At 71.2% G+C, this 14,150-nt stretch carries 13 protein-coding genes; all 13 read left to right on the top strand.

The genetic code is table 11. The annotated features are described in order from the left end of the window. Positions 1-32 precede the first annotated feature (32 nt). On the top strand, positions 33-1,556 hold the full coding sequence (gene arc, locus BQ9890_RS04395) for a proteasome ATPase (RefSeq protein WP_075892715.1): 1,524 nt from the start codon (positions 33-35) through the stop codon (positions 1,554-1,556). Further along, entirely contained in the window at positions 1,553-3,100 is a 1,548-nt protein-coding gene (dop, locus tag BQ9890_RS04390; RefSeq protein WP_075889652.1) for a depupylase/deamidase Dop, read from the top strand. Before arc ends, dop begins: the two co-directional genes overlap by 4 nt. A 32-nt stretch (positions 3,101-3,132) precedes the next feature. Further along, positions 3,133-3,315 carry a ubiquitin-like protein Pup gene (locus BQ9890_RS04385; RefSeq protein ID WP_075889650.1) on the top strand — a complete coding sequence of 61 codons (183 nt, stop codon included), beginning with the start codon at positions 3,133-3,135 and terminating at the stop codon, positions 3,313-3,315. A gap of 1 nt (position 3,316) precedes the next feature. After that, on the top strand, positions 3,317-4,705 hold the full coding sequence (gene pafA, locus BQ9890_RS04380) for a Pup--protein ligase (RefSeq protein ID WP_075889648.1): 1,389 nt from the start codon (positions 3,317-3,319) through the stop codon (positions 4,703-4,705). After that, positions 4,702-5,664, top strand: coding sequence for an FKBP-type peptidyl-prolyl cis-trans isomerase (locus BQ9890_RS04375; protein ID WP_075889646.1), 963 nt, complete (start codon positions 4,702-4,704; stop codon positions 5,662-5,664). Before pafA ends, BQ9890_RS04375 begins: the two co-directional genes overlap by 4 nt. A gap of 62 nt (positions 5,665-5,726) precedes the next feature. Continuing rightward, complete coding sequence (gene hisF, locus BQ9890_RS04370; RefSeq protein WP_075889644.1) at positions 5,727-6,500, top strand: imidazole glycerol phosphate synthase subunit HisF; 774 nt, start codon at positions 5,727-5,729, stop codon at positions 6,498-6,500. A gap of 89 nt (positions 6,501-6,589) precedes the next feature. After that, a complete protein-coding gene (gene hisI, locus BQ9890_RS04365; protein ID WP_075892713.1) occupies positions 6,590-6,949 on the top strand; it encodes a phosphoribosyl-AMP cyclohydrolase in 360 nt (119 codons plus the stop codon). Further along, positions 6,946-8,583 (top strand): chorismate-binding protein, encoded by a 1,638-nt coding sequence (locus tag BQ9890_RS04360; RefSeq protein ID WP_075889642.1) that lies wholly within the window; start codon positions 6,946-6,948, stop codon positions 8,581-8,583. Before hisI ends, BQ9890_RS04360 begins: the two co-directional genes overlap by 4 nt. Before the next feature lie 97 nt (positions 8,584-8,680). Then, entirely contained in the window at positions 8,681-9,526 is an 846-nt protein-coding gene (gene trpC / locus BQ9890_RS04355; protein ID WP_075892711.1) for an indole-3-glycerol phosphate synthase TrpC, read from the top strand. A 1-nt stretch (position 9,527) separates the two neighbouring features. Next, positions 9,528-10,841 carry a tryptophan synthase subunit beta gene (gene trpB / locus BQ9890_RS04350; protein WP_075889640.1) on the top strand — a complete coding sequence of 438 codons (1,314 nt, stop codon included), beginning with the start codon at positions 9,528-9,530 and terminating at the stop codon, positions 10,839-10,841. Next, entirely contained in the window at positions 10,838-11,656 is an 819-nt protein-coding gene (gene trpA, locus BQ9890_RS04345) for a tryptophan synthase subunit alpha (protein ID WP_075889638.1), read from the top strand. Before trpB ends, trpA begins: the two co-directional genes overlap by 4 nt. Beyond that, positions 11,653-12,615 (top strand): prolipoprotein diacylglyceryl transferase, encoded by a 963-nt coding sequence (gene lgt / locus BQ9890_RS04340; protein ID WP_075889636.1) that lies wholly within the window; start codon positions 11,653-11,655, stop codon positions 12,613-12,615. Before trpA ends, lgt begins: the two co-directional genes overlap by 4 nt. 9 nt (positions 12,616-12,624) lie before the next feature. Further along, positions 12,625-14,070, top strand: a complete 1,446-nt coding sequence (gene pyk / locus BQ9890_RS04335) for a pyruvate kinase (protein WP_075889634.1) — start codon at positions 12,625-12,627, stop codon at positions 14,068-14,070. The last annotated feature ends 80 nt before the right edge of the window (positions 14,071-14,150 follow it).

The raw sequence follows: 14,150 nt of genomic DNA, 5'->3' as shown, positions 1-14,150 counted from the left end.
GGGAGTCCTACAGCGAGAGCCGCATCGAGGAGATGCAACGCACGGTCGTGTCCCTGGAGGGCAAGAACGAGCGCCTGACCCGCGCCCTCACCACAGCGCGCACGCAGCTCCTCCAGATGCAGGAGCAACTCCAGCAGGTCAACAGGCCCCCACTCACCCTGGCCACCTTCGTGGCCGCCGAGCCCTCCACCCGTGAGCTCGAGGCGGTCGTCCAGGGGCGCCACATGCGCCTGGCCGCGGCCCCCTCCCTCGACCTCACCTCCCTCAGCGCCGGACAGCTGCTGCGCGTCGACGACAAGATGGTCGCCGTGGAACCCGACGGGTTCCCGCGCAACGGCACCCTCGCGGCGGTCCTGGAGACCGTGGGCGCGGACCGCGTCCTCGTCGGGCTGGAGGGCGGTCAGGAGCACCTGGTGGTGCTCGCCGGACCGCTGCGCCACGGCAACCTGCGCCCCGGGGACTCCGTCATGGTGGACCTGCGCTCCGGCTACGCGCTGGAGCGCGTCGTGCGCTCCGACGTCGAGCAGCTCCTCACCCCGGAGGTCCCCGACGTCTCCTACGCCGACATCGGCGGCCTGGACGCCCAGATCCAACAGGTGCGCGACGCCATCGAGATGCCCTTCCGCCACCCCGAGCTCTACCGCACCTACGGACTGCGCCCCCCCAAGGGCATCCTCCTCTACGGGCCCCCTGGCTCGGGCAAGACGCTCATCGCGAAGGCCGTCGCGAACTCCCTGTCGCACGAGGACTCCGGTGCGCGCACCTACTTCCTCTCCATCAAGGGCCCGGAGCTGCTCAACAAGTTCGTCGGTGAGACGGAACGCCAGATCCGCGCGATCTTCGCCCGGGCGCGGTCCCTCGCCTCCACCGACGTGCCCGTGGTGATCTTCTTCGACGAGATGGAGGCGCTCTTCCGCACACGCGGTTCCGGGATCTCCTCCGACGTGGAGACCATGATCGTCCCCCAGCTGCTCGCCGAGATGGACGGCGTGGAGTCCCTGGACAACGTGGTCATCATCGGGGCCTCCAACAGGGCGGACATGATCGATCCCGCTGTCCTGCGTCCCGGCCGCCTGGACGTGCGCATCCGCGTCGACCGTCCCGACCGTTCCGGGGCCCGTGACATCTTCTCCAAGTACCTCACGCCCGACCTGCCGGTGTCCCCCGACGAGGTCGCCCGCCACGGCTCCGTCGACGCCGCGCTGCGGGCCATGACCGAACAGGCACTGGAGCGCCTCTACGCCCAGGACGACACCACCGCCCTCTTCGACGCGACCTTCGCCTCGGGCCGCACCCGGCGCATCCACCTCTCCGACATCGTCTCCGGCGCCCTCATCGCCGGCACGGTGGAGCGTGCGAAGAAGCACGCGATCAAGGACACCCTGCGCGGGGGTGTCCAGGGCCTGGGTGCCGCGCACGTCCTGGCGGGGGTGGACGAGGAGATGCAGGAGTCCATGGAACTGGCACGCACCTCGTCCCCCCAGGACTGGGCGCGCACCATCGGCATGCGTGAGGACGTCACGGCGGTCACCCCGGTCAGGGAGGAGCAACGATGAGCGTGCGACGCATCATCGGCACCGAGACGGAGTACGGGGTCTACCGGCCCGGGGACCCGTGGGCCAATGCCGTGGGCATGTCGGCCCAGGCCGTGGCCGCCTACGCGAGGATCTCGCGCGAGGGTGCCCCGGTCCGGTGGGACTACACGGGGGAGGACCCACTCAACGACCTGCGTGGGACCCGCATGGACCGCGCGGCCGTGGATCCCTCGCTGCTCACCGACGACCCGTACCACCTCGCCCCCTCGGGCGGCACCGAGGAGATGTCGCGCCCCACGCCGGAGGAACTGGCGCTGCCCTCGGCGACCAACGCCGTCCTGCGCAATGGCGCACGTCTCTACGTGGACCACGCCCACCCCGAGTACTCCGCCCCCGAGACCTCCAACCCCCGCGACGCCACCCTGTGGGACCGCGCCGGCGAGGTCGTGGCCCGCAGGACCATGGAGGAGGTCGCACGCGCGGGGGAGCCGCCCCTCGTCCTCGTCAAGAACAACACCGACGGCAAGGGCGCCGCCTACGGCACCCACGAGAACTACCAGGTCCGGCGCCTCGTGGACCTCGACGACCTCATCCGCGGTCTCACCCCCTTCATGGTCACCCGTCCCGTCCTGTGCGGTGCCGGTCGGGTCGGCATCGGGCAGCGCTCGGAGGTCGCGGGTTTCCAGGTCTCCCAGCGCGCGGACTTCGTCGAGAACGAGGTCGGCCTGGAGACCACGTTCAACCGACCCATCATCAACACCCGCGACGAGCCCCATGCCGACCCCTCGCGCTTCCGTCGCCTCCACGTGATCAACGGGGACGGCAACATGTTCGACGTCTCCACCTTCCTGCGGCTGGGCACGACCTCACTCGTGCTGTGGGCCATCGAACAGGGGATCGGGATGGAGTGGGACGCCCTGTCCATGTCCGACCCCGTCCAGGAGACATGGCAGGTCTCCCACGACCCGGACCTCACCCACCGCATCTCCGTGGCCGGTGGGAGGGCCTACACCGCCCCCGAGCTCCAGCAGGTCTACCTGGACCTCGTGCTGGCCACCCACGAGCGCCTGGGCACCGTCCCCGACGGGGCCGAGCGTGAGGTGCTGGACACCTGGCAGTCCGTCCTGGACCGCATGCGCTCCGACCTGTGGAGCGTGGCCGGCGAGGTCGAGTGGGTCGCGAAGTACCAGCTGACCTCGCGCCAGCGCGAGAGGCTCGGCACCGACTGGGCCGATCCCCGTCTGGCGGCCATCGACCTGCAGTGGTCCGACCTGCGTCCCGACCACGGGTTGGTCGCGCGTCTCGCAGCAGCGGGCCGTGTGCGCCGCCTCTTCACGGACGCCGAGGTGGAGGCCGCCGCCGACACACCGCCGCGCGACACGCGCGCCTGGGTGAGGGGTCGTGCCGTGGAGCAGGTCCCGAACCTGGTCAAGGCGTCCTGGACCTCGCTGGTGGTCGACGAACCCGGTCAGGACCGGTTGGTGCGTCGACCCATTCCCGACGCCGGCGGGGTCGACGCCTCCCTGGCGGACCTGGTCGAGTCGGGCCGGGTCATCGACGACTGAGAGTGGACCCCGTCCACGGAGAGGAGACAGACATGTCCGACACGCAGGTGTTCGCAGGAGCGGGTGGGGGGGAGGACCCCGAGGAGGAGGGCGCCCAGGCCCGGACCCAGGCCCGGACCGACTCCATCGACGACCTCCTCGACCAGATCGACTCCGTGCTGGAGAGCAACGCGGAGTCCTTCGTCCAGGGCTTCGTCCAGAAGGGCGGCCAGTGAGGTGAGACGACGGGTCGTCGGCATCGAGACCGAGTACGGGCTGAACGCGGCGTCCACCGATGCCTCGCCCTCACCGATCGACGCGGACAGGGCAGCCAGGTACCTCTTCGACCCCCTGCTGCACAGGGGGAGGTCCTCGAACCTGTTCCTGCGCAACGGGGGTCGGCTCTACCTCGACGTCGGCTCCCACCCGGAGTACGCCACCGCCGAGTGCGACCGGCTGGAGGACCTCCTCGCGCAGGACCGTGCGGGTTCCGTCATGCTCGCGGACCTGGCGACGCAGGGCGACGTCGCGATGGCCGCCGACGGGATCCACGCGCGCCTCCACCTCTTCCGCAACAACCTGGACGCCCAGGGCAACTCCTTCGGGTGCCACGAGAACTACCTGCTCCACCGCAGGCGTGACTTCCGCGAGGTCGCCGACGCCCTGGTCGCCTTCTTCATCACCCGCCAGGTTCTCACCGGGTCGGGGCACGTGCGCACCGTCTCGGGGCGGACCGCGTACTGCTTCTCCCAGCGGGCGGACCAGATGTGGGACGCGGTCTCCTCCGCGACGACGCGTTCCCGCCCCATCATCAACACCCGCGACGAGCCCCTGGCCGACTCCGGTTCCTACCGACGCATGCACGTCATCGTCGGGGACACGAACGTCGCCGAACCGACCACGGCCCTCAAGGCGGGAGCCACCGAGCTCCTCCTCTCCGCGGTCGAGGACGGTCTGCGCATCCAGGACCTCGCCCTGGCCGAACCCATGCGTGCGATCCGCGAGGTGAACGCCGACCTCACCGGACACGTGCGCGTGGAGCTCGCGGACGGGCGTGAGATGACCGCCGCCCAGGTGCAGCGCGAGATCCGCACCCGGGTCCTCGCCCACACCGACACCGATGCGCTCGACGACATCCACCGCTACGTCGTGGACCTGTGGGGTCGTGGCATCGACGCCATCGAGTCGGGGGACTGGTCGGGGGTGGACACCGAGCTGGACGTCGCCGTCAAGCGCCGCCTGCTGGAGTCCTACGCGCGCCGCGCCGGCACGACACTGGCGGACCCCCGCGTGGCCCGCCTGGAACTGGGTTACCACGACATCACGGCGGAGGGCCTGCGCCCCCGGATGGAGGCAGCCGGGCTCTTGCGTCGCCTGACCACCGAGGAGCAGGTGACCACCGCCGTCACCACTCCTCCGGCCACCACGCGTGCCGCCCTGCGCGGACGCGTCATCGGGGCCGCGGAGGACGCCCGCCGCGACCTGACCGCCGACTGGGTCCACCTCCGCCTCGACGACGGTGCCACCGCGCCCCTGTCCCTGCAGGACCCACTGGCCCATGACGATCCCCGCGTGGACCTCCTCGTGGAGCGCATCCTCGGACAGACCCCGACCCTGCCGGCATGACCGGACACGGGACCCGTCGCGCCACCCGCGCGCGGCGCAGGGGAGGGTGGTCCCTCCCCCTCGCGGTGGCCCTGGTGGTGCTGCTGGTCGCCGCGGCGGCCGCGGTGGGTCTGTGGATGCGCCCCGGCGACCTCCTCGGGCAGTCCTCGGAGCAGTCCGCGGCGCAGTCCGGCTCGGTCCTGGACCGGGTGACCGTCTCCGGACGCCCGGGAGCGACTCCCGTCCTCACCCTCACCGCGCCCCTGGAGGTCAGTGGCGAGAAGTACCGGGAGATCGCCACGGGCACCGGCCGCACGATCACCGAGGGTGCCCCGGTCGTCCTCGCCATCACCGCCTTCGACGGGGCGGACGGCACGATCCTCTCCCCGGACGCGCGGCCCCGCACCACTGCCGGCTTGGCCGGGTCGGGGGAGTTCGACGAGGTCCTCGACCGGGCGGTGCTCGGGCGGAAGAAGGGGGCGCGCCTCCTGTTCGTGCGCTCCATCGCCCCCACGGACACGGAGTCGGGCGCCGGGGACGTGCAGGTGGAGGTGGACGTCGTGGACATCCTCCCCTCCGTCGCGGACGGGGAGGAGGTGGAGGTGCCCGCCGACGCCCCCGTCACCGTCACCCTGGGTGACGACGGGCCGATGGTCTCCCACGAGGGCGCCGCACCCGAGGGCGAGACCACCCAGTTGCTGCTGCGGGGCAGCGGGTCCCAGGTCCGTTCCGGGGACCGTGTCCTCGCCCAGTTCTCCGTCACGGGATGGAGCGACGGCGAGGTCCGGGAGTCCACCTGGGGCACGGGCCTTCCCCGCGTCATCGACCTGTCCACCGCGATGCCCGGACTGGTCGAGGCCCTCGTGGACCAACGCGTCGGGTCCCGCCTGGTGGTGACGATCCCGCCCGAGCTGGCCACGGGTGACGACACCCTCATCGCCGTGGTCGACGTCTTGGGCACCTCGCCGGGCACCTCCTGACACCGCCGGGCGCCCGGTGAACGCCGGGGACCCCCGCCACCGTGTGCCGATAGGATCAGCCCATGCCAGTCGCACTCCGCATCATCCCCTGCCTGGACGTCGACGCCGGTCGCGTCGTCAAGGGGGTCAACTTCGAGAACCTCCGTGACGCGGGAGACCCGGTGGAGCTCGCCCGGCGCTACTCCGAGGAGGGAGCCGACGAGATCACCTTCCTCGACGTCTCCGCCTCCTCCCAGGGTCGGGCCACGATGCTCGACGTCGTCTCCGCCACCGCGGAACAGGTGTTCGTGCCGCTCACGGTCGGGGGTGGGGTGCGCATCGTCGAGGACGTGGCCACGCTGCTCTCCCACGGCGCCGACAAGGTCGGTGTGAACACCGCAGCGATCGCCGACCCCTCGCTGATCTCCCGGGTCACCGACCGCTTCGGGGACCAGGTCCTCGTCCTGTCCGTGGACGCGCGGCGATGCCCCCCCGGTGTCACCACGGAGTCCGGTTACGAGGTGACCACGCACGGCGGGCGCCGCTCGACCGGCATCGACGCCCTCGAGTGGGCACACCGGGCGGAGGGACTGGGAGCCGGGGAGATCCTCCTGAACTCCATGGACGCCGACGGGGTCCGTCACGGCTTCGACGTGGAGATGCTGCGCGCGGCACGTGAGGTCGTGGGCATCCCCGTCATCGCCTCGGGCGGCGCGGGGAAGGTCGAGGACTTCGTGGAGGCTGCCCGTACGGGGGCGGACGCCGTGCTCGCGGCATCGGTCTTCCACTTCGGGACCCTGGGCATCGCCCAGGTCAAGGAGGCACTCGGGAGCGCAGGCTTCCCCGTGCGGTCGTGAGGGGCGGTCCCCGCCCCCGGTGTGGACGGGGCACCCGCGGGGCTGGACGCCGGATGCACCCCGGGGTCCCGGGTGGGAGGATGTCGGGCGTGAGTCTTGACCCCGCCATCGCCGCCCGCCTGAAGCGGGACCCCGCCGGCCTCGTCGCCGCCGTCGTCCAGCAGTACGACTCCCGTGAGGTGCTCATGGTCGGCTGGATGGACGACGAGGCCCTCCACCGCACCCTCACCACCGGGCGTGTGACCTTCTGGTCCCGCTCACGCCAGGAGTACTGGCGCAAGGGCGACACCTCCGGCCACCTCCAGTGGGTCAGGTCCGTCCACCTGGACTGCGACGGGGACGCCCTCCTGGTGGAGGTCGACCAGGTCGGCGCCGCCTGCCACACGGGCACCCGCAGCTGCTTCGAGGCCGGGGGAGACCTCCACGCCGTCGCAGGGGAGGCCTCATGAGTGCACCGCAGGGGGGAGCCGTCCACCTCGAATGGGGCGGGACCTGGCCCGACCGGGACACCTTCCACGAACTGGCGCGGACCAGACGCGTCATCCCCGTGGCCCGCAAGGTGCTCGCCGACGAACTGAGCGCCGTCGGCGTGTACCGACAACTCGCCGAGGGTCGTCCCGGCACGTACATCCTGGAGTCCGCCGAGCACGACGGCACCTGGGGACGCTGGTCCTTCATCGGGGCCGCCTCCGCCGGGGCCATCACGTCCCGCGGGGGCCGCGCCAGCTGGAGTGGCACCCGACCCAGTGGTGCCCTGGCCGAGGGAACGCTCCTCGACGTCCTCCACTCCGCGCTGTCCGTGCTGCGCACCGACGCCGTCCCCGGACTCCCGCCGCTCACGGGCGCCCTCGTCGGCTCCCTCGGGTGGGGCATCATCCCCGAGTGGGAACCCACCCTGGCACCGGCTGTCCCGCGCGAGGTCGACGTGCCCGACGCCTCCCTGTGCCTGGCCACGGAGGTTGCCGCCATCGACCACTCGGAGGGTTCCCTGTGGCTGGTGGCCATCGCCTGGAACATGGACGGCTCCGACGACCGCGTCGACGAGGCCTACGAGGGTGCCCTGTCGCGCCTGGACGGCATGGCGGCCCGCATGTCGCGCCCGATCAGGCCCGCCGTCCTGGGACTCAGCGGTCTGAGCGGTCCCGCGGGCGGGGGCGGCACACCCGTGGAACCCCCGGCTGTGGCACACCGCACGCCGCGGGAGCAGTTCGAGGGCAGCGTGGTCGCCGCCAAGCAGGCGATCCGTGACGGCGAGGTGTTCCAGGTGGTGGTCTCCCAGCGCCTCGACGTGGACACCGATGCCTCCGGACTGGACGTCTACCGGGTGCTGCGCACGGTCAATCCCTCGCCCTACATGTACTACCTGCGCCTGCCCGACGGGCGCGGTGGCACCTACGAGGTCGTGGGTTCCTCCCCGGAGACGCTCATGCGGACCCAGGGGCGCAGGGTGTGGACCTACCCGATCGCGGGCTCGCGACCCCGGGGGGTGGACTCGGCCCAGGACCGTCAGCTGGCGGAGGACCTCCTGGCCGACCCGAAGGAGCTCTCCGAGCACGTCATGCTCGTCGACCTCGCCCGCAACGACCTCTCCAAGGTGTGTGACCCGGCCAGTGTGGAGGTGTCCACGCTGATGGAGGTCAAGCGCTTCTCCCACATCCAGCACATCTCCTCCACGGTGACCGGGCGCCTGCGCGAGGGCGTGGACGCGCTGGACTGCCTGGTGGCGACGTTCCCGGCAGGGACCCTCTCCGGCGCGCCGAAGCCACGTGCGATCCGTCTCATCGACGACCTGGAGCCCGCCGCCCGCGGTGTCTACGGGGGCGTGGTGGGTTACTTCGACCTGTCGGGTGACGCCGACCTGGCCATCGCCATCCGGACGGCCTGCCTGAGCGGGGGCACCGCCTCCGTGCAGGCCGGCGCCGGTCTCGTGGCCGACTCCGTGCCCGCCACCGAGTACGAGGAGACACGCAACAAGGCGGCGGCGGCCCTGGGCTCGGTCCTGCGTGCCAGCCAGCTCGAGCCACTCGCCCCCTCCTCCGCGGAGGCCCCTGACCCCGCAGGGGATGCGGGTACACGGAGCTGAACGGCCCCCCGGCGCAGGTCGGATGATGGGCCCGATTCGGGCCCGGGACCTCTGGCGGCTAGCATCGGGGAAACCACGCATGAGGGGAGTGATGGCCATGAGTGTCCTCGACGGCATCATCGCCGGAGTGCTGGAGGACCTGCGCGAGCGCGAGTCCCTGGTCTCCATGGACGACCTCAAGGTCCGCGCGAGACGTGCGCCCGAGGCGCTCGACGTCGTGGGTGCCATGCGCGGCCGGGACGGGGCCGTGTCGATCATCTCCGAGGTCAAGAGGTCCTCGCCCTCGAAGGGGAACCTCGCCCGGATCCCGGATCCCGCGGCGCTGGCCTCCGTCTACGAGGAGGCCGGGGCGACGGTGGTCTCCGTGCTCACGGAACAGCGCCGCTTCCACGGATCCCTCGCGGACCTGGACTCCGTGCGTGCGGCGGTGGACATCCCCGTGCTGCGCAAGGACTTCGTGGTCACGCCCTACCAGGTCCACGAGGCCCGCGCCCACGGCGCCGACATGGTGCTCCTCATCGTCGCGGCCCTGGAGCAGCCTGCGCTCGTCTCCCTCCTGGAGCGCGTGGAGTCACTCGGCATGACGGCACTGGTGGAGACCCACTCGCGGCTCGAGGCGCTGCGGGCACTGGACGCAGGTGCGAAGGTGGTGGGGGTGAACGCCCGTGACCTCACGACCCTGGAGGTCGACCGCTCGACCATCGAGCAGGTCATCGACGTCATCCCCGCGGAGGTCATCGCGGTGGCGGAGTCGGGCGTGCGGACCCCGCACGACGTCTTCGAGTACGCGCGTTGGGGTGCTGACGCCGTGCTCGTGGGAGAAGCTCTCGTGACGTCGGGGGACCCCGACGCCGCAGTGAGGGACATGGTGAGCGCAGGCCAGCACCCGGCCCTGCGCACCGACCGCAAGGCGCGTGTACGCGCCGCGAGGCAGGAGGACTGACGTGACACTGGCGGACCGGAACGGGCCGTACTTCGGGGAGTTCGGTGGGCGATTCGTCGCCGAGTCCCTCATGGGCACCCTGGAGGAGCTGGACAGCACCTGGCAGCGCCTGTGGCACGATCCCGACTTCCGCGCCCGCCTGGACACCCTGCTGCGTGACTACGCGGGGCGCCCCTCCTTGCTGACGGAGGCCCACCGCTTCGAGCAGGACCTGGGCGGTGTGCGCGTCTTCCTCAAGAGGGAGGACCTCAACCACACGGGTTCCCACAAGATCAACAACGTGCTGGGCCAGGCACTCCTCACCCAGGAGCTCGGCAAGACCCGCATCATCGCGGAGACGGGCGCCGGCCAGCACGGCGTCGCCACCGCCACGGCGGCGGCCCTCATGGGCCTGGACTGCACGATCTACATGGGACGCGAGGACACCGAACGCCAGCACCTCAACGTCGCGCGCATGCAGATGCTCGGCGCGGAGGTCGTGTCCGTCACCCAGGGTTCCCAGACCCTCAAGGACGCCATCAACGAGGCGTTCCGCGACTGGGTCACCAATGTGGAGACCACCAACTACATCTTCGGCACCGCTGCGGGACCCCACCCCTTCCCGACCCTGGTGCGTGACCTCCAACGCGTGATCGGTGACGAGGCACGCTCCCAGGTCCTCGGCCTCACCGGGCGACTGCCCGACCTCGTCTGCGCCTGCGTGGGCGGCGGGTCCAACGCCATCGGGACGTTCACCGCGTTCCTCGACGACGAGGGCGTCGCCCTCCTCGGGTGCGAGGCCGGCGGCGACGGCTTCGACACGGGACGGCACGCCGCCTCCATCACCGCCGGCGAGGTCGGCGTCCTCCACGGGGCACGCTCCTTCCTGCTCCAGGAGCGCGACGGCCAGACCAAGCCCTCCCACTCGATCTCCGCGGGCCTGGACTACCCCGGGGTGGGTCCTGAGCACTCGTGGCTGGCGCGCAGCGGCCGGGTGCAGTACGTGCCCGTCGACGACTCCGCTGCCATGGACGCCTTCCTGCTCCTGTGCAGGACTGAGGGCATCATCCCCGCCATCGAGTCCGCCCACGCCCTGGCAGGTGCCCGGGCCTGGGCACTCGAGAAGGCGCAGGAGGGACCCTTCGAGGAGGGGCAGGAACCCATCGTCGTGGTCTGCGTGTCGGGCCGTGGCGACAAGGACGTGGACACCGCCGCGAAGTGGTTCGGTCTGGGCGAGGCCACGCTGCAGGTCATCGACCCCAGCGCCGGCGAGGGCGGCATCCGCAGGGATGGAGCGACGACGCAGGAACCAGACACGACGGAGGGACAGGAATGACTCGGGCGGGATCCAGCGCGGCAGCCATTGATGCCGCCCACCAGCGTGGCGACGCCGCGCTCATCGGCTACCTCCCGGTGGGCTTCCCCACGGTCGAGACCTCCATCCGGGCGGCCGAGGTCCTCGCCGATGCAGGGGTCGACGTCCTCGAACTGGGCTTCCCCTACTCCGACCCCGGCATGGACGGACCCACGATCCAGCGCGCGACGGTGGCCGCCCTCGAGCACGGCACGCACCTGGAGGACCTCCTCCATGCGGTCGACGAGATCAGCGCCCACGGACTCGCCACGGTCTCCATGACGTACTGGAACCCGATCGAGTGGTACGGGGTGGAGCGATTCGCCCGGGACTTCGCCGCCGTGGGCGGCGCGGGCCTCGTCACCCCGGACCTCCCGCCCGAGGAGGGCGGGGAGTGGGAGCGGGCCTCGGACGCCCACGACCTGGAGCGCATCTACCTGGTGGCGCCCTCGTCCCCCGAACACCGACTGCGCCTCATCGCGGAGCACTCCCGCGGGTGGGTGTACGCAGCCTCCACCATGGGTGTCACGGGCGCCCGGACCAGCGTCGACGACCACGCGCGCGCCCTCGTGGAACGCACGCGGGCCGCAGGTGCGGAGCGCGTGTGCGTGGGGCTCGGTGTGTCCACCGGGGCCCAGGCGCGGGACATCGCCGGGTACGCCGACGGTGTGATCGTCGGATCAGCGCTGGTGCGCACCCTCTTCGAGCCCGACACCGACCGGGCGCTGCGTGAACTGGAACACCTGGCCGGTGAGCTCGTGGCCGGTGTCCGCGGGGCGTCGCGGGGCACCCGGTGACGCTGCCCACGGCCATCCCCTCACCCGGGCGCGGGGTCTGGTACCTGGGGCCGCTGCCCTTGCGGGCCTACGGGATCCTCATCGTCTGCGGCATGGTCGTGGCCGTGTGGATCACGTCACGCCGCTATGCCGCCCGCGGGGGTGACCCCGAGCTGGCGTCGACCATGGCCATGTGGGCCATCCCCTTCGGGATCGTCGGTGCGAGGATCTACCACGTCCTCACCTCACCCGCCGCCTACTTCGGGCCGGGAGGCAACCCCCTCCAGGCCCTCGAGATCTGGAAGGGCGGGCTGGGCATCTGGGGTGGGGTGGCCCTCGGCGCCGTGGGGGCGTGGATCGCGCTGCGGCGCGCCGGCCAACGCATGGGGCCCATGGCGGACTCCGTCGCACCTGCGCTGCTCGTGGCCCAGGCCATCGGCCGGTGGGGGAACTGGTTCAACCAGGAGCTCTTCGGGGCTCCGACCACGCTGCCCTGGGGGCTGCGCATCGACGCCGCCCACATGCCCGCGGGCTACCCGGAGGGGACCCTCTTCCACCCGACCTTCCTCTACGAGTGCCTCTGGAACCTCGCCATGGCGGGGCTCATCGTCCTCCTGGACCGTCGTCACCGGTTCCGTTCGGGCCAGGTGTTCGCCCTCTACCTGATGGCCTACACCCTGGGACGAGGCTGGATCGAGATGCTGCGCATCGACGACGCCGAGCACGTCCTGGGACTCCGCCTCAACGTCTGGGCGTCACTCCTCGTGTTCCTGGGTGGTCTGGTCCTCTTCGTGCTGGCGGGGCGCAGGGGTGCGCCGACGGAGCTCACCGCGGCGGAACGGGCGCTCGTGGTCAGCCGTGACGAACCGGACAGGGACGGCCCGGATGCCGCACTCCCCGCGGAGCAGGAGGGATCCGAGGGGGTCATTGGTCCCACCACACACGGTCCGACATCCCCCGGGGCCCCGGGTGACCGGTAGACTGGCCCCATGCGCCGAGCCAAAATCGTATGCACACTGGGACCTGCGACGGAGTCCCCTGAACAGGTCCAGGCACTGGTGGACGCCGGGATGGACGTGGCGCGGATCAACCGCTCCCACGGGACCGCTGCCGAGCAGGAGGTGGTCATCGAGCGGATTCGTCGCGCGGCGGCGACCTCCGGCCGTGCGATCGCCATCCTCGTCGACCTCCAGGGCCCCAAGATCCGCCTCGAGACCTTCAAGGACGGTCCGCAGTACCAGGAGGTGGGAGACACCTTCACCATCACGACGGACGATGTCGAGGGCACCAAGGAACGCGTCGGGACGACCTTCAAGGGTCTCCCGGGCGACTGCCGCGCCGGTGACCGCCTCCTCATCGACGACGGCAATGTCGCGGTCCGGGTCACCGAGGTGACCGACACCGACGTCGTGACGCGCGTCGAGGTCCCCGGTTACGTCTCCGACCACAAGGGCCTGAACCTCCCCGGGGTGGCCGTCTCCGTGCCCGCCCTGTCCGAGAAGGACCGCGAGGATCTCCGCTGGGGTCTGAACATCGGGTGTGACTTCATCGCCCTGTCCTTCGTCCGCAGCGCGGTCGACATCGAGGACGTCCACAAGATCATGGACGAGGAGGGCATCCGCCGTCCGGTCATCGCCAAGATCGAGAAGCCCCAGGCCGTGGACGCCATCGAGGAGATCGTCGACGCCTTCGACGGCATCATGGTGGCGCGTGGTGACCTGGGCGTCGAGATGCCCCTCGAGGTCGTCCCCCTGGTGCAGAAGCGGGCCATCGAGCTGGCGCGGCGCCAGGCCAAGCCGGTCATCGTCGCCACGCAGGTGCTGGAGTCGATGATCAAGAGTCCGCGGCCCACACGCGCCGAGGCCTCCGACTGCGCCAATGCGATCCTCGACGGTGCCGACGCGGTCATGCTCTCCGGTGAGACCTCCGTGGGCGCCTATCCCATCGAGGCCGTGCGCACCATGGCGCGGATCATCGAGAACACCGAGGAGAACGGCGGGGAGCGCATCGCCCCTCTGGGTGCCTTCGTGGTCGACCGCGCAGCGGTCATCTGCCAGGCCGCCGCCGCAGTGGGGGAGCGCCTGGACGTGAAGTTCCTGGTGACGTTCACCCAGTCCGGCTCCACCGCGCGCCGGATGTCCCGGCTGCGCAGCCCGATCCCCATGCTGGCCTTCACCCCCCTGGAGGAGACGCGCCGGCAGCTGGCACTGTCCTGGGGCATCCAGACCTACCGGGTCCCCGAGGTGACGCACACCGACGACATGGTCTGGCAGGTCGACCAGGTGGCCCAGTCGGCCCACCTCGCCGAGGTCGGGGACGAACTGGTGCTCGTGGCGGGGATGCCGCCGGGGACGTCCGGCTCCTCGAACCTCATCCGTGTCCACACGGTCGGTGACCAGGTGGACTACTCGATCGGTGGCGGCGGACACCGCTGATCCTCGAGGTCCTGACGCCGGAGGGCGGCACCCGTTCGGGTGCCGCCCTCCGGCGTTCGTGTGTGCGGTGTGGGCGTGAG

Source organism: Actinomyces provencensis (genome assembly GCF_900155435.1).
In the GTDB taxonomy this organism is placed as follows: Bacteria; Actinomycetota; Actinomycetes; order Actinomycetales; family Actinomycetaceae; genus Pauljensenia; species Pauljensenia provencensis.
This window is presented reverse-complemented; position numbering and strand designations above follow the sequence as displayed.